Raw genomic sequence first — 24,702 nt, 5'->3', positions numbered from 1 at the left:
TTGGTGGCGTGTATGCTCACCAAGCGCAATAGGAGTGGTAGTGATGAAAGATAAATTAATTCATTCATTAGAAACGGTGGGTTTAAGCCCAATGGTTCCGTTGGTTCGTCTTGCTAGCGGTGAAAACCCCAAGCAGCAATTGAGTGACATCTTTGAGCGCCTTGGCTTACCGATATTGGCCATTGTAGTATTTTTGCTGCTGTGGAGTGTATCGGCCGCCAAGGTGCAAACCAGTTTAGGTACTTTGCCGGGGCCTGCTGAAGTATGGCAGCAATATCAGGGTTTAGTGCTGGAGCACAAAGAAGAACGGGCCAAAGCAGAAGCGTTTTATCAACGCCAAGAAGAGCGCAACGCTAAAAAGTTGGCGAAGAACCCCGATGCCGAGGTGAAAATTAGACCCTATACCGGCAAAGAAACCTTTTTTGATCAAATTATTACCAGTTTGTATACGGTGTTTACCGGGTTTATTTTAGCCAGTTTGATTGCTATTCCCATAGGCGTGGCTTGTGGTTTAAACAAAAAGCTATATGCCGCGATTAGCCCCTTAATTCAGGTGTTAAAGCCGGTATCTCCGCTGGCCTGGTTGCCTATTGTCACCATGGTGGTAAGTGCCGTATATATCAGCGATGAGCCGATGTTTTCTAAGTCTTTTGTGACCTCGGCGATCACCGTGACCCTGTGTTCACTGTGGCCCACTTTAATCAACACGGCTACTGGCGTGGCCTCTATTGATAAAGATTGGTTGAATGTTGGTCGAGTGATTCAACTTCATTGGAGTAAACAAGTTTTCAAAATCGCGATACCAGCTTCACTGCCGATGATTTTTACCGGCTTACGTATTTCTTTGGGCATTGGTTGGATGGTGTTGATTGCGGCGGAAATGTTAGCGCAAAACCCTGGCCTAGGTAAGTTTGTTTGGGATGAATTCCAAAATGGTAGTTCGGATTCATTGGGGCGGATCATGGTAGCCGTGGTGGTGATAGGTTTAATTGGTTATGTATTGGATTGGTTGATGGTGAGTTTACAAAAAGTGATTTCTCACTCGACACCGGAAAGTGCCCGCTAGGAAGAGGAAATAGTTATGTCTCAGTATTTAGAAATAGACCACGTTAGTATTGATTTTCCTACTAAAAATGGCCCTTTCCGAGCCTTGGATGGGGTTGATCTAAATATCGCCAAAGGGGAGTTTGTGTCATTGATTGGCCACTCCGGCTGCGGTAAATCAACGGTGCTTAATATTGTTGCCGGATTATATAACGCCAGCGAAGGCGGCGTGGTATTGGAAGGCAAAGAAGTATACCAACCAGGGCCTGATCGCGCCGTGGTGTTTCAAAACCATTCTTTATTACCATGGTTAACTGCATATCAAAATGTGGAATTAGCGGTAAAAGAAGTGTTTAAGGGGCAAAAGTCTAAGGCTGAAATGAAGCAGTGGATAGAACATAACTTGGAATTGGTACACATGAGCCATGCCATGCATAAGCGCCCAGACGAAATATCTGGGGGCATGAAGCAGCGGGTAGGCATAGCGCGGGCCTTGGCGATGCAGCCCAAAGTACTGTTAATGGATGAGCCTTTCGGCGCTTTGGATGCGCTGACACGGGCGCATTTGCAAGACTCGCTGATGGAGATCCAGCAAGAGTTAAATAATACCGTGATTATGATTACTCATGACGTGGATGAAGCGGTGCTGTTGTCAGACAAGATTGTGATGATGACCAATGGCCCAGCGGCCACCGTGGGTGAAGTATTAGAAGTTAAGTTGGCTCGGCCTCGCGACCGAGTTGCCTTGGCCGACGATAGTGAATACAACCATTACCGTTCTCAGGTCTTGAAGTTCTTATATGAACGCCAGCGTAATCCAGCCCAAACTGAAAAAAAGACTAAGCCCAAGTTAGTGAAATCTAGCCAAGCGGCTTAAGGGCGTAGCGGAGTATCGTTAACAATAACTACTACCGTTTTTAGCTTGGGGCGTAAGCGAGGGAAACACCTTAGCTTTCACGGCAATAGATCTGTGGCTTAGTCTCGTTTTATAGTTGTTGCTTTGTTATAGTCGAGCCACAAAATTTGGCGTGAAGGCTTGCTTAAAAGGAGAGTAACTATGTCGCAGGTACGTGTGGCGATTGTTGGCTGTAATGGACGTATGGGTAAAAATTTATTGGAAGCAGTAAATCAAAGCCCAGATACCTGTTTAGGGGCTGCTACCGAGCGACCCGGTTCTAGCTTAATTGGCGTTGACGCGGGAGAACTCGCTGGGTTAGGCAAGTTAGACATTGCCATTGTTGATAATATCGAGCAAGCGAAAGATGATATTGATGTGATCATCGACTTTACTGCTCCAGCGGTCACTTTGAGCCATGTCGAGTGGGCTAGAGCCAATGGTAAAAAAATGGTGATCGGTACCACCGGCTTCAGTGATGAGCAAAAACAGCAATTACAAAACGCCGCCGAAGATATCGCCATTATGTTTGCTCCAAATATGAGCGTAGGGGTTAACTTGGTCTTTAAACTGTTGGAAGTGGCCGCTAAGGTGATGGGCGATTATACCGATATCGAAATTATCGAAGGCCACCACCGCCATAAAGTAGATGCGCCCTCGGGTACCGCATTGGGTATGGGCGAAGTGATTGCCGATACTCTTGGACGAGATCTTAAAAAAGTGGCTGTTTATGGGCGCGAGGGAATCACCGGCGAACGAGATCGCGATACCATTGGCTTTGCTACTATTCGAGCAGGCGATTTAGTTGGCGAACATACAGCCATGTTTGCCGATATTGGCGAGCGAGTGGAAATTACCCATAAGGCCTCAAGTCGAATGACTTTTGCTAATGGTGCAGTGAGAGCTGCAATTTGGTTAAAAGATAAGCCGAATGGCTTGTTTAATATGCGAGATGTACTCGGCTTAAATGAGTAAGCTGCTGTATTTTTGTCTGTTTTTTAAACGCCACTGAGTGGCGTTTTTTTATACTCAAAAATAAATCACAGTATTTTATTCTAAATACCTCTTTGAAAACGTTATCAGAAGCTTTTCTGAAATCGTTTTCAAGTTTATTGTTCTTTGAACGGCCTCACAAAGCCCATAAAAAACACACTAATGTAACGCTCTGTTACCCAAAGTTACGCTGTCGTCACAGTCCTTTTTTTCGTGAACTTCTACCTTATTGGGCATCTCGCTCTATGGAAGGCGAGAGTCAATCAAACCCATACATAAAAACATTCACTTACTGAGTATTGGCTCAGTAAAAGGAAAGGAAAGGCTGACATGGATATAAAAATTAGTAGGCTAGCAAGGCTTACCATGCCCGTTCTAGCGACGGCATTGCTAGCGGCTTGTGGAAGTAGTGATGATAATACTAGTGGTGGTGGTGGCGGCAACGTCATCGAAGGTCTATACACTGCGGCTGATAACGAAGTCGTTCTCTATTACAAACGCGATGAAGCGCACGAACGTGTAGATGAGTCTGCTTATGACGGCTGGGGCTTACACCTTTGGAACAATGCCGCTTGTGCCAGTATTGATTTAGACGGAATGGGCATCGATGGTGAGACCTCTTGGAATTCACCCTTCCCTGCTACTGGTATTAGTGAGACCTACGGTGCTTACTACGTGCTTCAGATTGATACTGAAGCGAATGACCCTTATGAATGTATGAACTTCATTCTTCATAACGGAGATGATAAAGCCTTCGGTAGCGCTGATTCCAAAATTGAGTTGGCCCAGCTTGATGATGCTCGTGGCGTATTTGGTTTTGATGGTAGCAGTGAATTATTTTATACCCCTATAGCTGAGCGTCCTGTCGCTATTGATGGTGCCAAAGCTCATTGGCTAGATGCCACTACCATCGCTTGGGAAGGCGCAGCCAATGCCACTGCTTTAGAGCTACGTTATGATCCAAATAACGGCATCGCTATGGATCCGGATAGCAAAATTGTGAAAGGTGGTACGGCCGTTGAGTTAAACGCGGGCGAGATAGGTGATACCCTAAAAGCTCGTTTCCCTCACTTAGCTGGTTTAGCGGCAGCTAAGATTAATGTAGATGAAGCAACGCTAAAACAAATTCTGAAAAGCCAAATTGTTGTTGTAGCAAAAGACGCTGAGGGCGTAGCGACTGCAGCTACTCAAGTACAAAAACCTGGTGTCATTGACGCGGTATTCGTGGAAGGTGAAACAGGTGCCCTTAACGAAAAGCTGGGCGCTATTGTTTCTGGTGATGATGTAACCTTCAAAGTATGGGCACCTACCGCACAAAGCGTTAAATTGTACTTATACAATGAAGACATGAGTTCTGCTGGTGAAGCCGTAACCATGACTGAAGCGGCCAATGGTGTTTGGTCAGCTGAGCAAGCTGGTGCTGTGGGTAAATACTACCGCTACGAAGTAACGGTTTATCATCCAACTACCAAACAGATTGAAACCCGTATGGTGACAGACCCATACTCGTTGGCGCTTTCAACTAACTCACTTTATTCACTGGTTGTGGATCTAGATGCCGCTGACACTAAACCTGCAGGTTGGGATGAAGATGTTCGCCCAGTATTAGAAAACGATGTTGACCACGTATTGTATGAGTCTCATCTACGTGATTTCAGCTTTAGTGATCAGCTTGGAACACCTGCGTACAATGGTAAATACCTAGCGCTTACTGAAGCCGAGCGTGAGTCTGTATCTCACCTACAAGAGCTAAAAGAAGCAGGTTTAACTACCTTACACATTCTTCCTGCTTTTGATATTGCAACAGTAGACGAAGAAAATGCCATTGATATTGATGCGCCATTGGCAGACCTATGTACTGAGCTGCAAAAAACTGATGGTTACTGTGCTGATGCTTCAGGCACTATTGAAGCTAAATTGGCCAGCTTTGACCCTACAACGGGAGATGCGCAAGCGCTAATGGGCGATTTACGCGCCTTGGATAGCTTCAACTGGGGTTACGACCCTTACCATTACACTGTACCAGAAGGTAGCTACGCTACTGATGCTGAAGGTACTACTCGTATCAAAGAGTTCCGCCAAATGGTGAAAGCCACTCATGATATGGGCTTGAAGATTGTTATGGATGTGGTGTACAACCATACCAACGCTTCGGGTGTTAACGACAAATCAGTATTGGATAAAATCGTCCCTGGATATTACCACCGTCGTAACGTGAATACTGGTGGCGTAGAAACTTCAACATGTTGTGACAATACGGCCACAGAAAACCTAATGATGGGTAAACTAATGACTGATTCATTAGTGACTTGGGCAGAAGAGTACAACGTTGACGGTTTCCGTTTCGACTTAATGGGTCACCAGCCTAAAGATTTGATGGTAGACGCCTTAGCAGCTGTTCGCGAAGTCGATGACAACACTCTATTCTACGGTGAAGGCTGGGACTTTGGTGAAGTAACTGGTGACGCTCGCTTTACCCAATCAACTCAGTGGAACATGGCTGGTACGGGAATTGGTACCTTCTCTGACCGTTTACGTGATGCAGTACGTGGTGGTAGCCCGTTTGATAGTGGAACTGGTATTCGTGAAACTCAAGGTTTTGGCAATGCCGATACTTTAAATGAGTTGAATGCTGATGATGAAGAAGGTTTCCGTGAAGATGCGCTTCACAATCAAGATCTTGTTCGCCTAGGTATGGCAGGTAATTTGCAGAAATTTGTTTTGCTTGATGCCGAAGGTAATACTAAGCGTGGTGAAGATGTTGATTACAATGGAGCGAAAGCCGGTTATACCTTAAGTCCATCAGAAAACATTTCTTATGTATCTAAGCACGATAACCAAACCTTGTGGGACAACAACGCCTATAAACTTGCTACTGGAACTTCTGCTGCAGACCGTGCGCGTATGCAAACAGTAAGCTTGTCTACGGTTATGCTAGGTCAAGGTATTCCATTTATTCACATGGGTTCTGAGCTGCTTCGCTCTAAATCTATGCAACGTGACAGCTACGATTCTGGCGATTGGTTTAACCGCGTTCGCTTTGACGGTAGCGATAATAACTGGAATGTTGGCTTACCTCGCGAAGACAAAGATGCGGCAAACTGGGAGCTAATTCAGCAAATCATAGGCGATGAAACGGCTAAGCCTGCCGCCGCAGATATTGATTTGACTAAAGAGCAGTTCCTAGAGTTGCTAACCATGCGTTCTAGCAGCCCATTATTCCGTTTAGCAACAGCTGACGATGTTCAAGCCCGTGTTGACTTCCGCAACGTAGGAACTGAGCAAGTTCAAGGCTTAATTGTTATGTCTATTGATGACGGTACTAGTGCTGGAGCTGATTTAGATGCAAACAATGATGCTATTGTAGTTATTCTCAACGCAACTAGCGAAGAACAGGTATTCCCAATCGAAGGAGCCACTGGCTTTGAACTGCATGAAGTTCAACAAACCTCTGCCGACAGTGTAGTGCAAGGCGCAAGCTTTGCCGATGGTAGCTTTACCGTACCAGCACGTACTACAGCGGTATTTGTTCAGCCACAAGGTGAAGCACAAGGTACTGGTCTTCCTGTAGATATGTCTAACAAGGATGTAAGTAGCATTCCTCCATTTAACGAAACCTTATATATTCGAGGAACAATTAGCTCTTGGGATGCTCCTCTGGACTCTGCTTATGCCATGACTTTCGTTGGTAACGGTGTTTATGAAGCCATTATTAACGTAGAACCTACAGAAGACAGTTCTGATCATCAGTTTAAATTTGCCAATGGCAATGCAGATTGGTCAGGTCCTAATTTCGGTTGTGACTGGGCTACTCAAGCTGAAGGTTCAATTGACTTAGGAACTGAAAACAACTGTCTGTTACCTGTAACAGAAGCGGGTAAATACAAATTTGTATTGGATGCAAGCTACGTGTTCACTGAAGATGATACTGACCGAGCTGTATTGTCGGTAACTAAAGTAGACGAAGCTTTAACTCCAACATACACTGCTGATATCTATTTACGTGGTACGGTAACTACATGGGATACTCCTGCAGAGGACTCTAATGCTAAGTTTACTTACTCTGCTGCAAATACTTACACCTTAAGTTTGGATTTAACTGCAGGTAGCGTGGAAATGAAAGTGGCTGATGCAGCTTGGACTGATACTATTAACTTCGGTGCTGATGCTGCAGTAACGCTAGATACGCCTGTCACTTTAGATGCGGGTTCAGCAAGCGCGAATATGACCTTCGATATTCCTGCTGATGGAACCTATATCTTTACATTGGATACTTCAGACGAGAGCGCACCGGTGCTAACTGTTAGCCAATAAGTAAATATGCTGTAAGAAAAATGCCGACCTAGTGTCGGCTTTTTTTTATCTGCTTTTTGTACCCACCATTTAAATAGTTAGGGCTGGTTTAAGAAACACGTGAGAGGTGTGATTAAACTAAGTTAATGTGCTTTTTTAAGCCTTACAGGTAGCAAACGTACAATAAACCCTATTTTCCTAAGTTTGTACAAAAACTGATAGACCTTCAATCATATCTCCTCTATAATCCGCGGAATTTGCCAAATTTTTATCGTATTGGGCTAAAGTTTAAGCTTTAGTTCAGTTTTGTCGCGTCGACAGTTCTTTGTTAGGAGGTTGCCTTGAGCAAATCAGCACTGCTGGTATTAGAAGACGGTACCGTGTTCCGTGGAACCGCAATCGGAGCCAATGGATCCGCCGTTGGAGAAGTGGTTTTCAATACTTCGATGACTGGATACCAAGAAATTTTAACTGACCCCTCATATGCTCGCCAAATTGTCACCCTCACTTACCCCCATATTGGAAACTACGGAACTACCCCAGAAGATGAAGAATCGAATGCTATCCACGCTTGTGGTTTGGTGATTCGTGATTTGCCTTTAATCGCTAGTAACTTCCGTAGTCAGCAAAGTTTAAGTGAATACTTAGAAGCGCGTAATGTTATCGGCATCGCCGATATCGATACGCGTAAGTTGACTCGTATTCTTCGAGAAAAAGGGGCTCAAGCTGGCTGTATCGTGGCCGGAGATAACCTTGATGAAACCCAAGCTCTGGCCGATGCTAAAGCTTTTCCGGGTCTTAAAGGGATGGACTTAGCTAAAGAAGTGACGACCGCCGAGGTTTACCCTTGGGCACAGGGTTCTTGGGATTTGAAACAAGGTCTTCCTAGTGATAGCGAAGACAGCAAGTTCCATGTAGTGGCTTACGATTTTGGCGTTAAACGTAATATTTTACGTATGTTAGTTGACCGAGGCTGCCGTTTAACTGTGGTCCCGGCGCAAACTTCTGCTGAGGATGTACTGGCACTTAATCCCGACGGTATTTTCTTATCTAACGGACCGGGGGACCCAGAGCCTTGTGATTACGCCATCGCTGCGGTTAAGGCTTTCCTTGAAACTGATATTCCAGTATTTGGTATTTGTTTAGGGCACCAAATTCTGGCTTTAGCTAGTGGCGCTAAAACCATCAAGATGAAGTTCGGGCACCACGGTGGTAACCACCCGGTGAAAGATATCGAAAAAAATCGCGTGATGATTACTGCGCAAAACCACGGTTTTGCGGTTGATGAAAAAACCTTACCTGACAATCTAACAATGACCCATTTCTCATTGTTTGACCAAAGCTTGCAAGGCATTCATCGCACCGATAAACCCGCGTTCAGTTTCCAAGGTCACCCAGAGGCAAGCCCTGGTCCGCATGATGCGGCGCCATTATTTGACCATTTCATCGAATTAATTGAGCAGCGCCTTAACGGCCAAGCGTAGGTAGAGAGCAGCAGAACTTATGCCAAAACGTACTGATATAAAAAGTATCCTAATACTGGGCGCAGGCCCAATTGTCATCGGTCAAGCTTGTGAGTTTGACTACTCAGGTGCTCAGGCTTGTAAGGCCTTGCGAGAAGAAGGTTACCGAGTAATCTTGGTAAACTCTAACCCCGCCACCATTATGACTGACCCTGAAATGGCCGATGCCACCTACATCGAGCCGATTCATTGGGAAGTGGTTGAACGCATCATTGAGAAAGAGCGTCCCGATGCAGTGCTACCTACCATGGGTGGCCAAACAGCGTTGAACTGTGCCTTGGAGCTAGAAAGCAAAGGGGTACTGGAAAAATACAATGTTGAAATGATTGGGGCTACTGCTGATGCGATTGATAAGGCAGAAGACCGTAATCGTTTTGACCAAGCCATGAAAAGCATTGGTTTAGCTTGCCCAGAGGCGGGGATTGCCCACTCTATGGATGAAGCTTACCTAGTGCTAGAAAAAGTCGGCTTTCCTTGTATTATTCGTCCTTCCTTTACCATGGGTGGCACCGGGGGCGGTATTGCTTATAACAAGCAAGAGTTTGATGAAATTTGTGCCCGTGGTTTAGACCTATCGCCTACCAGTGAGCTATTGATTGATGAGAGCTTAATTGGTTGGAAAGAATACGAAATGGAAGTGGTGCGCGATAAAAACGACAACTGTATTATCGTTTGTGCCATTGAAAACTTCGACCCCATGGGCGTGCACACCGGTGACTCTATTACCGTTGCGCCAGCACAAACCCTATCCGATAAAGAATACCAGTTAATGCGAAATGCCTCATTGGCGGTATTACGTGAAATTGGTGTAGAAACCGGCGGCTCTAACGTTCAGTTTGGTATTTGCCCCAATACTGGCCGCATGGTGATTATCGAGATGAACCCGCGGGTATCTCGTTCATCTGCATTAGCTTCTAAAGCAACTGGCTTCCCGATTGCTAAAATCGCTGCGAAATTGGCGGTTGGCTTTACGCTAGACGAGTTGCAAAACGACATTACCGGTGGTCAAACCCCAGCCTCTTTTGAACCATCAATTGATTATGTTGTTACTAAAATACCTCGCTTTAACTTCGAAAAATTTGCTGGAGCTAACGACCGCTTAACCACGCAGATGAAGTCTGTGGGTGAGGTGATGGCGATTGGTCGTAACCAGCAAGAGTCTTTGCAAAAAGCGCTGCGTGGCCTAGAAGTGGGTGTTGATGGTTTTGACCCCATTGTGGATCTAAACGCCCCTGATGCAATGGAGATTATTCGCCACGAGTTGCAAAATGTAGGCGCTGAGCGGATTTGGTATATTGCCGATGCTTTCCGAGCTGGTATGAGTGTTGACGATGTATTTGGCCTAACCAATATCGATCGTTGGTTCTTGGTGCAAATCGAAGACATCGTATTGCATGAACAACAAGTGGCTAAAGATGGTGTGGCCAGCTTAGATGAAGTGGCTTTGCGTAAACTAAAACGCAAAGGCTTCTCCGATGCCCGTCTCGCTAAGTTAACCGGTGTGTCGGAAAAAGAAATTCGTAAGTTACGCCATCGCTTAGAAGTATTGCCTGTGTATAAACGGGTAGATACTTGTGCTGCTGAGTTTGCAACTGATACTGCCTACATGTACTCAACTTATGATGAAGAGTGTGAAGCACAACCTTCTGATAAGAAGAAAATCATGGTGTTAGGTGGTGGGCCAAACCGTATTGGCCAGGGTATTGAATTCGATTATTGTTGTGTTCACGCGGCTTTAGCCATGCGTGAAGATGGTTACGAAACCATTATGGTGAACTGTAACCCTGAAACCGTATCTACCGATTACGATACTTCAGACCGCTTATACTTTGAACCGGTGACCTTAGAAGATGTATTAGAGATTGTTCGTGTAGAACAACCTACAGGGGTTATTGTTCAATATGGTGGTCAAACACCATTGAAATTAGCGCGTGAGTTAGAAGCCGCTGGCGTACCTATTATTGGTACTTCGCCAGATGCGATTGACCGCGCCGAAGACCGTGAACGCTTCCAACTAGCTGTAGAGCGTTTGAAGTTAAAGCAGCCTGAAAATGACACGGTGACCACTACCGAAGATGCGGTGATTGCCGCTGAACGTATCGGTTACCCATTGGTGGTTCGTCCTTCTTATGTATTGGGTGGTCGTGCCATGGAAATCGTCTATGACGAGCAAGACTTGCGTCGTTACTTTAATGAAGCCGTAAGTGTGTCTAACGATTCTCCGGTGTTGTTAGATAGCTTCCTCAACGATGCAGTTGAAATTGACATCGATGCCATTTGTGATGGTAAGGATGTAGTGATTGGCGGCATCATGGAGCACATTGAGCAAGCGGGGGTTCACTCTGGTGACTCAGCTTGTTCACTACCTGCTTATACGCTTAGCCCACAAGTTCAAGATAGAATGCGTGAGCAAGTGAAAGCCCTCGCGCTTGAGCTAGGTGTAGTTGGCTTAATGAATACTCAGTTTGCGGTGAAAGACGACGAGATTTACTTAATTGAAGTGAACCCTCGCGCAGCACGTACCGTTCCATTTGTATCTAAAGCTACCGGTGTACCGATTGCTAAAGTGGCTGCGCGGGTTATGGCTGGCATTTCACTAGCCGAGCAGGGCATCACTAAAGAAGTGATCCCACCTTTCTATTCAGTGAAAGAAGTAGTGCTGCCATTTAACAAGTTCCATGGTGTAGATCCTATCTTAGGCCCAGAAATGCGTTCTACCGGTGAGGTAATGGGAGTAGGTGATAGCTTTGCTGAAGCTTATGCTAAAGCTGAACTGGGGATCGGTAACGATGGTCCTAAGAGTGGGCGCGTATTGCTATCGGTACGTAACTCAGACAAGAAACGGGTTGCCGAGTTGGCAGCTAAGCTGCTTGAGCTAGGTTACCAGTTGGATGCCACTCATGGTACAGCCGTGGCACTAGGTGAAGCAGGCATTAACCCGCGCCTAGTCAACAAGGTTCATGAAGGTCGCCCACATATTCTTGACCGTTTAAAAAATGGCGAATACAGCTATGTGATTAACACCACTGAAGGGCGTCAATCAATTGAAGATTCTCGTCAATTGCGTCGTGAAGCACTAGTGCAAAAGGTAAATTATACCACTACCTTAAATGGTGCTTTTGCAACGTGTCAGGCACATAATGCGGATGATCGTGGTACTGTGACTTCAGTTCAAGATTTACATAAACGTATCGTTTAGCCACCGCTTATCGACAGTGGCAATGTGGTGAAGATCTTCACCACAGCTTAAAATAACGGTACACTGCAGATATTAGTACCAGTAAATTTGGCTGTCTTAGACAGCCAAATTTTTTTCTATTTCTTAATTTTGTTGAGTTAAAAACTATGAAACCAGTTCCTATGACGGTGCGTGGCGAAACCCAATTGCGTGAAGAGTTAGATCATTTAAAAAATGTTCGCCGACCTAAGATTATCGAAGACATCGCAGTGGCTCGTGAACACGGTGATTTAAAAGAAAATGCTGAATATCATGCTGCCCGTGAGCAACAAGCCTTTTGTGAAGGTCGCATTCAGGACATCGAGTCTAAGCTGAGCAATGTTCAGGTGATCGATGTAACTAAGATGACTAATAACGGCAAGGTGATTTTTGGCTCTACAGTGACCTTGTTGAACCTAGATACCGACAAAGAAGTGACTTATTGTATTGTGGGCGATGATGAAGCCGATATTAAGCAAAACCGCATTTCGGTTAACTCTCCTATTGCTCGTGGTTTAATCGGCAAGCAGGTGGAAGATGAAGTGATGGTGGTGACTCCTGGCGGCGAAGTTGAATACGAAATTGTCAGTGTTGAATATATCTAAACCAATGTTATTTCAAAAACGCAGCCGAGGCTGCGTTTTTGTTTGGAGGTGAAAGTTGTTAGCTATCGATTTCTCGAAATATAAGGCGCTAATTTTCGATATGGACGGTACCCTTGTAGATTCTATGCCTGCCCATTTGGCCGCTTGGGAGCAGGCTCTAGCCAACCAAAACCTACCGGTGCATATCGACTTTGTCGCTCAACGTGGAGGCATGCCAACCCTTAAGATTGCGGAGCAATATCAGCAGCACTATAAGGTAGACATTGACGCGGCACGTTTGCTTAAGGATAAACGAGCCGGCTTTGATGCTTTATGGCACAAGGTGGAACGTATTGCTGTGACTTGCCAGTTATTAAGTGAGTTTGCTGATACTAAAAAGCTCGGTTTAGGTACAGGGGCCGAGCGAGTTAATATGCAACGGATTACTGAAAACCTAGATTTAGTTAGTCCATTTCAAGCTATGGTCTGTGCTGACGATGTGGCAGCCCATAAACCCGAACCTGATACTTTTTTGGAAGTCGCTAAGCGTTTAGCTGTTGAGCCGCAACAGTGTTTGGTTTTTGAAGATACGCCTTTTGGTATCCAGGCCGGTCATAACGCGGGTATGGATTGCGTATTAGTAAAGGACTTTCAATTAGCTGAGTTTTTACCGCGCCCCTAAAGTGATAGAGAACGATGGTAATTGCGGGAGCTATTGCTATTGATGCAAAATGTTTGTCTGCCTAAGGGTGATTTGTTATAGTACAGAAATTCGCCAAGGAGCGGTTGTTACTTAACTGTTTTAAGGTGAACCTCTCAATGCAAATTACCTCTAGCACCAACTCAATCTACAGCCTTTCAAATCCTTCTATTCGTCATAGTCAGGCAAGTACTACAGCTAGTTTGGGCGATGTTGTTGATGAAATAAAAGAAGAATATCAGCAGCTTACTCCAGAGCAGCAGCGCAATGCGCAACTGTACCTAGGTGAACAAGTTAATCACTACCAACAGAATCAGCAGACAGAGCGTAGCGTTAAACGTAATTTGGTGCTGGGGGTATCGGAAGTTAATCACCAGCAAAAGCTACTCGATGCTTATTATGCTGGAGCCAGCGGAGAGAATAAGCCGGGCGAAGGTAGTCAAGCGATTAGCTATCAAACTTTAGAAGGGATTAACGACAATTTACAGCAGCAAAAGCAAGTTAATCAAAAGCTTGCTTTAGCCGAGTTATATGTAAAATATGGCGAGTCAAGTTCCGAGCCAAAGCCGGAGCTTTATCAAACGATTAGGCTGGAAGTTTAATTATAAAAAAGCGGCTAAAGCCGCTTTTTTTACTTTCGAGGTAACTCGATTTTTTGCTCTTCACTGGGGCGGTAGATGACCAAAATGTGGCCAATTACCTGAACTTTTACCGCATTCACTTTACTTACGATAGTATCGGCAATCAGTTGCTTCATTTCTCTATCGTCAGTAGCAATTTTTACTTTAATTAACTCGTGATGGGCTAAGGCCAGTTCTATCTCTGCCAAAATCCCTTCGGTCAGCCCATTGGAGCCAAGCATTACCACTGGCTTTAAATTATGAGCCAAGGCTTTCAGGTGCTGTTTTTGTTTGTTGGTCAGTTGCATGAAACTTTCTGCTTACTCGGGGTTGAAAAAGGCATATTCTAGCGCCATCTAAAGACTAATACTATTTTATAATCATTATACCGAGTGGTTTTGTAACTATAGTGGATACTATTTGTGACTAATAAAAAACATACTGCTAGCTCTAAACGCTGGTTAACCGAACATTTTGATGACCACTATGTACAGAAGGCACAAAAATTAGGGCTGCGTTCGCGCGCTGTTTTTAAAATTGAAGAGATTCAAAATAAAGATAAATTACTTAAGCCCGGTATGACCGTAGTTGACTTAGGCGCTGCCCCTGGTGGCTGGTCGCAGTACTGCGTTGAACAGGTAGGCATAGACGGGCATGTCATCGCCTGTGACATTTTACCTATGGACCCCATCGCCGGGGTCGATTTTTTATGTGGTGATTTTCGCGAAGAAGCAGTGCTCAACGCTCTTTTAGAGCGCGTAGGTGAAAGCAAGGTGGATGTCGTACTGTCTGATATGGCACCCAACATGAGTGGTAACAATAATGTGGATCAATCACGTGCTATGTATTTAGTTGAGCTAGCCTTAGATATGTGTCGTGAAGTGTTAGCAGCGAAAGGCAGTTTTGTGGTGAAGGTTTTTCAAGGTGAAGGCTTTGATCAATATTTGCAGGAAGTACGTTCTATGTTTACTAGTGTAAAAACTCGTAAGCCCAATTCATCTCGCGCACGATCGCGTGAAGTCTATATAGTAGCTAGCGGCTTTAAACTATAGTACGCTAGCATGTAATTTTTATTAAAAGTAACCGGTGAGGTTTTCGTCTTGAGTGACATGGCAAAAAATCTAATTCTGTGGCTGGTCATAGCTGTAGTATTGATGTCTGTATTTCAAAGCTTTAATACTGATACTACCAGTGGGCGGCAAATGGATTACTCTTCCTTTGTAAAGGAAGTTAACCAAGAGCAGATTCGAGAAGTGGTCATTAGTGGCCAAGAAATTAATGGTATTAAACGCACTGGTGAAAAATTTAGTACAACCATTCCTTTGCACGACAGAGATCTAATGAATGATCTGCTTAACCATAACGTTAAAGTATTGGGCAAAAAGCCAGAAGAGCAGGGTTTATTAACCTCTATTTTCATCTCTTGGTTCCCAATGTTATTGCTAATCGGTGTATGGATCTTCTTCATGCGTCAAATGCAAGGCGGTGGCGGTAAAGGTGCGATGTCTTTTGGTAAAAGCAAAGCGCGTTTAATGAGCGAAGACCAAATCAAAACCACTTTTGCTGACGTAGCGGGTTGTGATGAAGCCAAAGAAGAAGTAGCAGAGCTAGTTGATTACTTACGTGACCCTACGAGATTCCAGAAGTTGGGCGGTAAAATCCCCACTGGTGTGTTAATGGTTGGTCCTCCAGGTACGGGTAAAACCTTATTAGCCAAAGCCATTGCTGGTGAAGCTAAAGTGCCATTCTTTACTATTTCAGGTTCTGATTTCGTAGAAATGTTTGTTGGTGTTGGTGCTTCGCGGGTTCGTGATATGTTTGAGCAAGCGAAAAAATCAGCTCCATGTATCATCTTTATCGATGAAATCGATGCGGTAGGCCGCCAGCGTGGCGCAGGTCTTGGGGCGGACACGATGAACGTGAACAAACCTTGAACCAAATGCTAGTTGAGATGGACGGTTTCGAAGGTAATGAAGGCATTATCGTTATTGCCGCGACTAACCGCCCAGATGTATTAGACCCAGCGCTATTACGTCCTGGTCGTTTTGACCGCCAAGTGACCGTTGGTTTGCCTGATATCCGTGGCCGCGAACAAATTCTAAAAGTACATATGCGTAAAGTGCCTCTTGGTGAAGGCGTAGATGCAGCTGTGATTGCTCGTGGTACCCCGGGCTTCTCTGGCGCTGACTTGGCTAACCTAGTAAACGAAGCTGCGTTATTTGCCGCTCGCGGCAGTAAACGCACTGTTTCTATGGAAGAGTTCGAGAAAGCCAAAGACAAGATCATGATGGGCGCAGAGCGCAAGTCTATGGTGATGACCGAAAGTGAGAAGGAAATGACCGCTTATCACGAAGCGGGTCATGCCATTGTTGGCCGTTTAGTCCCTGAACACGATCCTGTTTACAAGGTGAGTATTATTCCTCGCGGGCGTGCGCTTGGCGTTACCATGTACTTGCCTGAGCAAGATCGCGTAAGTCACAGTAAGCAGCATTTAGAAAGCATGATTTCCAGCCTTTATGGTGGACGTTTAGCTGAGTCGATAATCTACGGAGATGAAAAGGTTTCTACTGGTGCAAGCAATGATATTGAACGTGCTACTGAAATTGCCCGTAAGATGGTGACTCAGTGGGGTCTATCTGAATCGATGGGGCCACTACTGTATGCTGACGAAGAAGGTGAAGTGTTCCTTGGCCGTAGCGCAGCAAAAACTAAGCATATGTCTGATGATACGGCTAAAGCCATTGATGTTGAAATTCGCTCGGTGATTGATCGTAACTATCAGCGTGCTGAAAGATTGCTTAAAGAAAACATCGATATTCTACACTCGATGAAAGATGCATTAATGAAGTACGAGACCATTGACGCCAAGCAGATCGATGATTTGATGGAGCGTAAAACGCCTCGTCCACCTGCTGATTGGGATGATTCTAACTCGACTCCTCCTCCCGCTGATTCTGGTAATAAAGTGGAAGCGAGTAGCGAGCCCGCAGCGGAGCAACCTAAGGATATGGGTGAAGACCCTGCGCAATAATCCACAATAATGAACTAGCCCTGTAAGTTACTTGCAGGGCTTTTTTATTTTTATAAGTAACAGATATGACTATTTCATTTAATATTGGTTCTCACCAGTTTCAGCGCCCGGTTGTCATGGGCATCTTAAATTTAACACCAGATTCGTTCTCTGATGGCGGAAGTTACCTGAGTCCGCAGCAAGCTTTGTTACGGGTTGAACAAATGCTAGAGCAGGGGGCAGATATTATTGACGTGGGCGGTGAATCTACCCGTCCTGGTGCTGCCGCTGTGTCGGTTGAAGAAGAATTGGCGCGTACCGTGGATGTGGTGGCTGAGATAAAACAACGTTTTTCCTGCTTGGTATCGATAGATACCAGTAAACCAGAGGTGATGCAGCAAACCGTCGCTGCCGGTGCCGATATCATTAATGATGTTTGTGCTTTAGAGCGGCCCGGTGCGCTGCAAATGGCAGCAGAGTGTGGCGTTCCTGTGTGTATTATGCACATGCAAGGTGAGCCGCGCAGTATGCAGTCTAATCCTCATTATGAGGATGTGCTCAGCGAAGTGATGACTTACTTAAAGCAACGAGTTGAGAGCTGTGTTGCAGCAGGAATTCAGCGAGAGAATATAATAGTTGACCCTGGTTTTGGTTTTGGTAAAACTTTGGACCACAATTTTAAGCTGTTAGCGCATTTAAGCGAATTTAATCAGCTGGGTCTACCTATTCTTGCAGGGATGTCACGTAAAAGCATGTTTGGCAAGTTGCTAGATAAAAAACCAACTGAGTTGGAGGCCGCTAGTATTGCTGGCGCTTTGATCGCGGTGCAGCAAGGGGCCCATATTTTTAGGGTTCACGATGTCGCCGCGACCGCAGATGCTTTACGGGTCTATTCAAAAGTACAGATGAGTAAATAATGACAAGAAGATATTTTGGCACCGATGGCGTGCGAGGGAAAGTAGGGGAGTACCCGATTACTCCAGAGTTTGCATTAAAGCTAGGATGGGCTGCAGGGAAGGTCTTGTCTAGTAGCGGCACGCGTAAGGTGTTAATTGGTAAAGACACGCGGATCTCTGGTTATATGTTGGAATCTGCACTCGAAGCAGGGCTGTCAGCTGCCGGGGTTCAAGCCAGTTTTGTTGGACCAATGCCCACCCCTGCTGTCGCTTATTTAACCCGAACTTTTCGCGCTGAAGCCGGTATTGTAATTAGTGCTTCGCATAACCCTTATTACGATAATGGTATTAAGTTTTTCTCGGCTTTTGGCACTAAGCTACCCGATGAGGTGGAATTAGCCATTGAAGCTCAGCTTGATCAAGCGATGACTTGTGTGGACTCAGCTGCCTTAGGTAAAGCGCGCAGAATTGAAGATGCCGCTGGGCGTTATATCGAATTCTGTAAAAGTACTTTTCCCAATAAATTTAATTTAGCGGGGCTGAAAATTGTGGTGGATTGTGCTCACGGTGCGACCTATCACATTGCTCCTAAAGTATTTGCTGAATTGGGTGCAGAAGTTATTGCCATTGGTAATCAGCCAGATGGCTTAAACATCAACGAAAAATGTGGTGCCACTGATACCGCCTTGCTCGCTGAAACGGTGCTTGAACATCAAGCCGATCTAGGAATTGCCCTAGATGGTGATGGTGACCGTGTGATGATGATTGATCAACACGGTGTGCAAGTTGATGGTGATGAGATCCTGTATATTTTAGCCAAGGACGCCAAACTGAGTAAGCACCTTACTGGCGGGGTTGTCGGAACCTTAATGAGTAACCTTGCTCTTGAGCAAGCGTTTGCCGCAATGGACATTCCATTTGTGCGTGCTAAGGTCGGTGACCGTTATGTAATGGAGCAGTTGGTTGAAAATGCGTGGACTTATGGCGGAGAAAATTCCGGCCATATTATTTGTTTAGGCCATACCACTACCGGTGATGGTATTGTGGCTGCCTTGCAAGTTCTCGCTGCTATGTTGGCACAAAAGCAAAGCCTACGAGGCCTACTGAAAGATTTAACCCTGTATCCTCAGTTATTGGTTAATGTTCGCTTTAAGGGCAATTCAGATCCGCTAAGTAGCGAGCTAGTTAAACAGGCTCAAGCGAAGGCCGAAAACAAGTTAGGCGATAGTGGCCGTGTACTGCTAAGAAAGTCAGGAACTGAGCCGCTACTACGTGTAATGGTTGAGGGGGCAGACTCAGCTTTAGTTGAGCAATGTGCTAACGATATAGCAGAGGCAGTAAGAGCCGCTTGCGACTAAAGCGAACAATAATTAAACGGTTGAACACTAGGCAAAAGATTTTTTAAGTAGATGCTTGTATTAGCGACAGAGGTTCGTTAATATTCGCCCGCTTTGGTGACTAGTGCTTCACTAATTGACGGTCGGAAAAAAGACCGACCCACACTTAGGTGAAAAAGAATGTACGAAATTTTATTAGTAGTTTATTTAATCGTAGCGTTGGCTTTAATTGGATTAGTCTTAATCCAACAAGGCAAGGGCGCTGACATGGGCGCTTCATTCGGCTCTGGCGCATCAAACACGGTATTTGGCTCTAGTGGTTCTGGTAACTTTTTAACTAGAGCAACAGCTATCTGCGCAACTTTGTTTATCGTTATCAGCTTGGTCTTGGGTAACCTTTCAACCCAACAACATCAGCAAGTTGATGAGTGGAGTGATTTGTCACAGCCAGTGGCTGAGCAGACTGCGCCACAAGGTGATGTACCAGCATCTCCTGCGAATCCAGCTAGCGACGTACCAAACTAGAATCCCTAGTACTAAATTTGCCGAGGTGGTGGAATTGGTAGACACGCTATCTTGAGGGGGTAGTGTCCTATGGACGTGCGGGTTCAAGTCCCGCTCTCGGTACCAATAGTTATTTTTGCATCCTGTCAGAGTGATTGTTATAATCCTCGGCATTCGGACGCGGGATGGAGCAGTCTGGTAGCTCGTCGGGCTCATAACCCGAAGGTCGTCGGTTCAAATCCGGCTCCCGCAACCAACTATCAAGTACTTAACGAGTATTAGATAGTGTTAAAGGCTCAGAAATTTTAAAGCCCCGCTTCACCGGGGCTTTTTGTTATTTTCGCGCCGCACCACCTTAGGTGCTAGAACTGGGCTTTACGCCCTTTTTTTGTTTCTGGAGGGGAACCTTGGCAACTATAGAACAACGATTAACTGAAATGCTGACACCTGCCGTAGAAGCGCTGGGTTTCGAGTTATTAGGTATCGAATATGTGAGCGCTGGTAAGCACTCTATTGTCCGTCTTTATATCGATCATGAAGATGGCATCAATGTAGATAACTGTGCAGACGTTAGTCGGCAAGCCAGTGCTATTTTGGATGTTGAAGATCCAATCAGCACTGAATATAACCTCGAGGTTTCTTCTCCGGGTTTAGAACGCCCTCTTTTTAAAGCGGAACATTATCAGCGTTTTATTGGCGAGATAGCCTTTGTACAGGTGCGTATGCCAGTGAATAATCGCCGTAAATGGCAGGGTGAAATTATAGCTGTTGAAGACGACACTCTCGTTTTAGCAGTAGATCAAGAACAACATCGGATCGCGCTGGGTAACGTTCAGAAAGCGCATCTAGTTCCCCAGTTTGACTAAAGAGGGTCAGGAATGAACAAAGAAGTCTTGTTGGTTGTTGATGCGGTATCAAATGAAAAAGCATTGCCGCGTGAAAAAATCTTTGAAGCAATGGAAATTGCTTTAGCAACTGCGACTAAGAAAAAATACGAAGGCGATATTGAAGTACGTGTCGATATCGATCGTAAAGACGGTAGTTTTGATACTTTCCGCCGCTGGAAAGTGGTAGAGAACCAAGAAGCTATCGAAAACCCTTACCGTGAAATCACTTTAGAAGCCGCTCAGTTTGAAGATCCGAGCATTGAGCTGGGTGACTATGTAGAAGAGCAAATTGAGTCGGTTATTTTTGACCGGATTACCACTCAAACTGCTAAGCAAGTGATTGTACAAAAGGTAAGAGAAGCTGAGCGCGCTCAAGTTGTTGAGCAATACTTCGACCAAGTTAACGAATTGGTAACAGGTGTTGTGAAAAAGGTGAGCCGCGAAAATATCATCGTTGATTTAGGCAATAACGCTGAAGCGGTTATTCACCGTGAAGAATCACTTCCACGCGAAGCTTTCCGTCCTGGTGACCGTGTTCGTGGTTTATTGTACGAAGTTAAGCCTGAAGCGCGTGGTGCTCAGTTATTTATGAGTCGTACTCGTCCGGAAATGTTGATTGAACTGTTCCGCATCGAAGTGCCAGAAATCGCCGAAGAGATGATCGACCTTAAGGCCGCCGCTCGTGATCCTGGTTCTCGCGCTAAAATTGCCGTGAAGAGTAACGACCGTCGTATCGACCCTGTAGGTGCTTGTGTGGGTATGCGTGGTGCACGTGTACAAGCCGTATCAGGTGAGTTAGATAACGAGCGTGTTGATATTGTTTTATGGGATGACAACCCAGCTCAGTTTGCAATTAACGCTATGGCGCCAGCCGAAGTGGCATCTATTGTAGTGGATGAAGATAGCCACTCTATGGATATCGCGGTTGAAGCAGATAATTTGGCGCAAGCGATTGGCCGTAATGGTCAGAACGTACGCTTAGCCTCGCAACTTACCGGTTGGGAGCTAAATGTGATGACGGTTGAGGATGCCAATAAGAAGCATCAGGCTGAAGCACAGAAAGCCATCGACACCTTTGTTCAGTATCTTGATATTGATGAAGAGTTTTCGACGGTATTGGCAGAAGAAGGTTTCACTACGCTTGAAGAAATCGCCTACGTTCCAGTTAACGAATTACTAAGCATTGAAGGCTTAGACGAAGATATCGTTAATGAACTGCGTGAGCGAGCGAAAGCCGCCTTGGTAACCGAAGCACTGGCGAAAGAAGAGTCTTTAGACAACGCAGAGCCAAGCGAAGAGTTACTTGCTCTTGAAGGTATGGAGCGTCACCTAGCCTTTGTATTAGCCAGTAAAGGGATTATTACTTTAGAAGACCTTGCGGAACAAGGTATAGATGATCTAGAAGATATCGAAGAATTGTCGGATGAGAAAGCCGGCGAATTGATTATGGCCGCCAGACAGATTTGCTGGTTCGGCGACGAAGAATAAGGTCGACGGAGGATATTAGCCGATGACAGAAGTTTCAATACAACAACTCGCGACCGACGTGGGAACCAGCGAAGACAAACTGATCCAACAGTTTGCCGATGCCGGGATTAACAAAACGCTGACTGATAAAGTGAGCCAAGAAGAAAAAGCAAAATTGCTTGAGCACTTAAAGTCACAGCATGGCGAACAAGCTTCGCCTAGCCGTATGACCTTAAAGCGCACCACTAAAAGTACCTTAAGTGTATCTGGTAGCGGTGGTAAGTCGCGCGCGGTTCAAGTGGAGGTACGTAAAAAGCGTACTTACGTGAAGCGTAGTGCAGTCGAAGAACAAGCTAAGCAAGAAGCAGAAGAAAAAGCGCGCCTTGAAGCCGAAGAGCAAGCCCGTCTAGAAGCTGAAGCAGCTAAACAAGCGGCCGAAGAAAAGGCTAAACGTGAAGCTGAAGAAAAAGCTAAACGTGAAGCCGAAGAAAAAGCCAAGCGTGAGCAAAAAGCTGCCGCCGCTGCAAAAGCTAAAGAAAGCGCACAACCTGCAGAAGATAAAACGCCTGCTCAACTAGAAGCGGAAAAAGAAGCTGCCGAAATCTTGCGTAAAAAAGAAGAAGCCGCTCTTGCTAAAGCCGAAGCCGAAGCTGAACGTAAAGCTGAGGAAGCGAAGAAACTGGCTATCGAAAACGCCGCTCGTTGGGCAGAAGAAGAAAAATTGCGTAAAAAGCGTGAAGAGTCGGCTGATTACCATACAACGACTTCTACTTATGCACGTGCTGCAGAAGACGAACAAGAGCAAAAAGCCGAAGCCCCACGCCGTAAAAAGCGTAAAGCTAAGCAAAATGAAGACAATAACAACAGTGGTGGTCGCCGTGGCAGCCGTAAAGCGAATAAACGCCAAGTGGCTACCCCTACTACTATGCAGCATGGCTTTAACAAGCCTGCTCAACCAGTAGAGCGTGAAGTTCGTATTGGTGAAACCATTTCTGTTGGCGAACTAGCTAACAAGATGGCGGTTAAAGCTACTGAAGTGATTAAAACGATGATGAAGATGGGCGCAATGGCGACCATTAACCAAGTCATTGACCAAGAAACTGCCACTCTAGTGGCAGAAGAATTGGGCCACAAAGTCATCCTTGTTAAAGAGAATGCGCTTGAAGAGCAAGTGATGCAAGAAGCCGAGTCTACTGGTGAGCAAACTACTCGTGCTCCGGTAGTGACCATCATGGGTCACGTTGACCACGGTAAAACATCATTGCTTGACTATATTCGCCGTGCCAAAGTGGCTGATGGCGAAGCGGGTGGTATTACTCAGCATATTGGTGCATATCACGTTGAAACCAACGGTAATATGATTACCTTCTTGGATACGCCTGGACACGCCGCGTTTACTTCTATGCGTGCTCGTGGTGCTAAAGCGACTGACATCGTTGTGTTGGTGGTGGCCGCCGATGATGGTGTTATGCCTCAGACTATCGAAGCGATTCAGCACGCCCGTGCCGCTGAAGTGCCTTTGGTTGTGGCTGTAAACAAAATCGATAAAGAAGCCGCCGATCCAGATCGCGTTAAAAATGAATTGGCCCAGCACGAAGTTATCCCTGAAGATTGGGGCGGCGACGTACAGTTCGTTCATGTATCCGCGAAAAGCGGTGAAGGTATTGATGACCTATTAGAAGCCATTATTTTGCAATCTGACGTACTTGAGCTAACGGCTAGTCATGCTGGCGCAGCTTCGGGCGTAGTGATTGAGTCTCGCCTAGATAAAGGACGTGGTCCAATTGCTTCTATTTTGGTTCAACACGGTCAGCTGACGCGCGGTGATATCATTCTTTGTGGTTTAGAGTACGGACGTATCCGTGCAATGAAAGATGAGAATGGTAAAGACATCGAAACTGCAGGCCCATCCATTCCTGTTGAAATCCTCGGTCTTTCTGGGGTACCACAAGCTGGTGATGAAGCCACTGTTGTGCGCGACGAGAAGAAAGCGCGTGAAGTTGCCTTGTACCGTCAAGGTAAGTTCCGCGATGTGAAACTGGCCCGTCAGCAGAAATCTAAACTTGAGAACATGTTCGCCAATATGGCAGAAGGTGAGGTTCAAGAGCTAAACATTGTACTGAAATCTGATGTACAAGGTTCTTTGGAAGCGATTGCCGACTCATTGACCAAGTTGTCTACCGACGAAGTGAAAGTGAACATCATTGGTCGTGGTGTGGGTGGTATTACCGAAACCGATGCTACCTTGGCTGCGGCCTCTAACGCGATTGTGCTTGGCTTTAACGTTCGTGCAGATGCTTCTGCTCGACGCATCATTGAATCGGAAAGCGTAGATTTACACTACTACAGTGTGATTTATGACTTAATCGACGAAGTGAAAAGCGCCATGACCGGCCTATTGGCACCAGAGTTTAAACAACAAATTATGGGTCTTGCTGAAGTACGTGACGTATTTAAGTCACCTAAACTGGGCGCTATTGCTGGTTGTATGGTACTTGAAGGTCAAGTTAAGCGTTCTAATCCGATTCGCGTATTACGTGATAACGTGGTGATTTATGAAGGTGAATTAGAGTCACTTCGCCGCTTTAAAGATGACGTTAACGAAGTACGTAATGGTATGGAATGTGGTATCGGCGTGAAGAACTATAATGATGTTCGTGCTGGTGACCAAATCGAAGTATTTGAGATTGTTGAAGTAAAACGTAGCTTATAAACGCTGCGCTAAGCAATCT

At 45.5% G+C, this 24,702-nt stretch carries 17 protein-coding genes, 2 tRNA genes and 1 pseudogene; 19 read left to right on the top strand and 1 reads right to left on the bottom strand.

What is annotated here, in order from left to right:
- Positions 1–43: 43 nt before the first annotated feature.
- The 9 genes from AR383_RS06775 (at position 44) to AR383_RS06735 (ending at position 13,851) form a co-directional block, all read left to right on the top strand.
- Entirely contained in the window at positions 44–1,066 is a 1,023-nt protein-coding gene (locus AR383_RS06775) for an ABC transporter permease (protein WP_055732448.1), read from the top strand.
- A 15-nt stretch (positions 1,067–1,081) separates the two neighbouring features.
- Complete coding sequence (locus AR383_RS06770; RefSeq protein ID WP_055732447.1) at positions 1,082–1,921, top strand: ABC transporter ATP-binding protein; 840 nt, start codon at positions 1,082–1,084, stop codon at positions 1,919–1,921.
- A 180-nt stretch (positions 1,922–2,101) separates the two neighbouring features.
- Positions 2,102–2,914, top strand: a complete 813-nt coding sequence (dapB, locus tag AR383_RS06765) for a 4-hydroxy-tetrahydrodipicolinate reductase (protein ID WP_055732446.1) — start codon at positions 2,102–2,104, stop codon at positions 2,912–2,914.
- A gap of 348 nt (positions 2,915–3,262) precedes the next feature.
- Complete coding sequence (gene pulA / locus AR383_RS06760) at positions 3,263–7,246, top strand: pullulanase-type alpha-1,6-glucosidase (RefSeq protein ID WP_055732445.1); 3,984 nt, start codon at positions 3,263–3,265, stop codon at positions 7,244–7,246.
- A 320-nt stretch (positions 7,247–7,566) separates the two neighbouring features.
- A complete protein-coding gene (carA, locus tag AR383_RS06755) occupies positions 7,567–8,709 on the top strand; it encodes a glutamine-hydrolyzing carbamoyl-phosphate synthase small subunit (RefSeq protein ID WP_055732444.1) in 1,143 nt (380 codons plus the stop codon).
- A 19-nt stretch (positions 8,710–8,728) separates the two neighbouring features.
- Positions 8,729–11,947 (top strand): carbamoyl-phosphate synthase large subunit, encoded by a 3,219-nt coding sequence (gene carB / locus AR383_RS06750; RefSeq protein WP_055732443.1) that lies wholly within the window; start codon positions 8,729–8,731, stop codon positions 11,945–11,947.
- A gap of 146 nt (positions 11,948–12,093) precedes the next feature.
- A complete protein-coding gene (gene greA, locus AR383_RS06745) occupies positions 12,094–12,570 on the top strand; it encodes a transcription elongation factor GreA (protein WP_055732442.1) in 477 nt (158 codons plus the stop codon).
- A gap of 55 nt (positions 12,571–12,625) precedes the next feature.
- Positions 12,626–13,231: an HAD family hydrolase gene (locus AR383_RS06740; protein ID WP_157051659.1), complete on the top strand. Its 606-nt coding sequence runs from the start codon at positions 12,626–12,628 to the stop codon at positions 13,229–13,231.
- Positions 13,232–13,368: 137 nt separating this feature from the next.
- On the top strand, positions 13,369–13,851 hold the full coding sequence (locus AR383_RS06735) for a hypothetical protein (protein ID WP_055732440.1): 483 nt from the start codon (positions 13,369–13,371) through the stop codon (positions 13,849–13,851).
- 29 nt (positions 13,852–13,880) lie between these two features.
- Here the strand turns inward: AR383_RS06735 and yhbY are convergent, their stop codons facing one another.
- Positions 13,881–14,177 (bottom strand): ribosome assembly RNA-binding protein YhbY, encoded by a 297-nt coding sequence (yhbY, locus tag AR383_RS06730; protein WP_055732439.1) that lies wholly within the window; start codon positions 14,175–14,177, stop codon positions 13,881–13,883.
- Positions 14,178–14,291: 114 nt separating this feature from the next.
- Between yhbY and rlmE the strand changes: the two genes are divergently transcribed.
- The 10 genes and pseudogenes from rlmE to infB all read left to right on the top strand — a co-directional run bounded on the left by rlmE (position 14,292) and on the right by infB (position 24,683).
- Positions 14,292–14,921: a 23S rRNA (uridine(2552)-2'-O)-methyltransferase RlmE gene (gene rlmE, locus AR383_RS06725; protein WP_055732438.1), complete on the top strand. Its 630-nt coding sequence runs from the start codon at positions 14,292–14,294 to the stop codon at positions 14,919–14,921.
- 57 nt (positions 14,922–14,978) lie between these two features.
- A pseudogene (gene ftsH, locus AR383_RS06720) lies at positions 14,979–16,900 on the top strand (ATP-dependent zinc metalloprotease FtsH).
- Between the two features lie 65 nt (positions 16,901–16,965).
- The gene (gene folP, locus AR383_RS06715; protein ID WP_055732437.1) at positions 16,966–17,796 is read left to right on the top strand and encodes a dihydropteroate synthase; all 831 of its coding nucleotides are present in this window, start codon (positions 16,966–16,968) and stop codon (positions 17,794–17,796) included.
- Positions 17,796–19,133, top strand: coding sequence for a phosphoglucosamine mutase (gene glmM, locus AR383_RS06710; protein WP_055732436.1), 1,338 nt, complete (start codon positions 17,796–17,798; stop codon positions 19,131–19,133). Before folP ends, glmM begins: the two co-directional genes overlap by 1 nt.
- A 159-nt stretch (positions 19,134–19,292) precedes the next feature.
- Positions 19,293–19,637, top strand: coding sequence for a preprotein translocase subunit SecG (gene secG / locus AR383_RS06705; protein WP_055732435.1), 345 nt, complete (start codon positions 19,293–19,295; stop codon positions 19,635–19,637).
- Between the two features lie 19 nt (positions 19,638–19,656).
- Positions 19,657–19,742 (top strand) — tRNA-Leu (locus AR383_RS06700).
- Positions 19,743–19,795: 53 nt separating this feature from the next.
- Positions 19,796–19,872 (top strand) — tRNA-Met (locus tag AR383_RS06695).
- Positions 19,873–20,053: 181 nt separating this feature from the next.
- Positions 20,054–20,482 (top strand): ribosome maturation factor RimP, encoded by a 429-nt coding sequence (gene rimP / locus AR383_RS06690; protein WP_055732434.1) that lies wholly within the window; start codon positions 20,054–20,056, stop codon positions 20,480–20,482.
- 12 nt (positions 20,483–20,494) lie between these two features.
- On the top strand, positions 20,495–21,991 hold the full coding sequence (nusA, locus tag AR383_RS06685) for a transcription termination factor NusA (RefSeq protein ID WP_055732433.1): 1,497 nt from the start codon (positions 20,495–20,497) through the stop codon (positions 21,989–21,991).
- 22 nt (positions 21,992–22,013) lie between these two features.
- Positions 22,014–24,683: a translation initiation factor IF-2 gene (gene infB / locus AR383_RS06680; protein ID WP_055732432.1), complete on the top strand. Its 2,670-nt coding sequence runs from the start codon at positions 22,014–22,016 to the stop codon at positions 24,681–24,683.
- The last annotated feature ends 19 nt before the right edge of the window (positions 24,684–24,702 follow it).

The organism is Agarivorans gilvus, from assembly GCF_001420915.1.
In the GTDB taxonomy this organism is placed as follows: Bacteria; Pseudomonadota; Gammaproteobacteria; order Enterobacterales; family Celerinatantimonadaceae; genus Agarivorans; species Agarivorans gilvus.
The sequence above is the reverse complement of the archived record's forward strand: the minus strand, read 5'-3'. Positions and strand labels throughout refer to the sequence as shown.

Coding starts and splice junctions, on each gene's coding strand:
- greA (WP_055732442.1), top strand. CDS start 12,094: ATGAAACCAGTTCCTATGACGGTGCGTGGCGAAACCCAATTGCGTGAA.
- carB (WP_055732443.1), top strand. CDS start 8,729: ATGCCAAAACGTACTGATATAAAAAGTATCCTAATACTGGGCGCAGGC.
- glmM (WP_055732436.1), top strand. CDS start 17,796: ATGACAAGAAGATATTTTGGCACCGATGGCGTGCGAGGGAAAGTAGGG.
- AR383_RS06770 (WP_055732447.1), top strand. CDS start 1,082: ATGTCTCAGTATTTAGAAATAGACCACGTTAGTATTGATTTTCCTACT.
- nusA (WP_055732433.1), top strand. CDS start 20,495: ATGAACAAAGAAGTCTTGTTGGTTGTTGATGCGGTATCAAATGAAAAA.
- secG (WP_055732435.1), top strand. CDS start 19,293: ATGTACGAAATTTTATTAGTAGTTTATTTAATCGTAGCGTTGGCTTTA.
- folP (WP_055732437.1), top strand. CDS start 16,966: ATGACTATTTCATTTAATATTGGTTCTCACCAGTTTCAGCGCCCGGTT.
- infB (WP_055732432.1), top strand. CDS start 22,014: ATGACAGAAGTTTCAATACAACAACTCGCGACCGACGTGGGAACCAGC.
- rimP (WP_055732434.1), top strand. CDS start 20,054: ATGCTGACACCTGCCGTAGAAGCGCTGGGTTTCGAGTTATTAGGTATC.
- pulA (WP_055732445.1), top strand. CDS start 3,263: ATGGATATAAAAATTAGTAGGCTAGCAAGGCTTACCATGCCCGTTCTA.
- dapB (WP_055732446.1), top strand. CDS start 2,102: ATGTCGCAGGTACGTGTGGCGATTGTTGGCTGTAATGGACGTATGGGT.
- AR383_RS06775 (WP_055732448.1), top strand. CDS start 44: ATGAAAGATAAATTAATTCATTCATTAGAAACGGTGGGTTTAAGCCCA.
- AR383_RS06735 (WP_055732440.1), top strand. CDS start 13,369: ATGCAAATTACCTCTAGCACCAACTCAATCTACAGCCTTTCAAATCCT.
- yhbY (WP_055732439.1), bottom strand. CDS start 14,177: ATGCAACTGACCAACAAACAAAAACAGCACCTGAAAGCCTTGGCTCAT.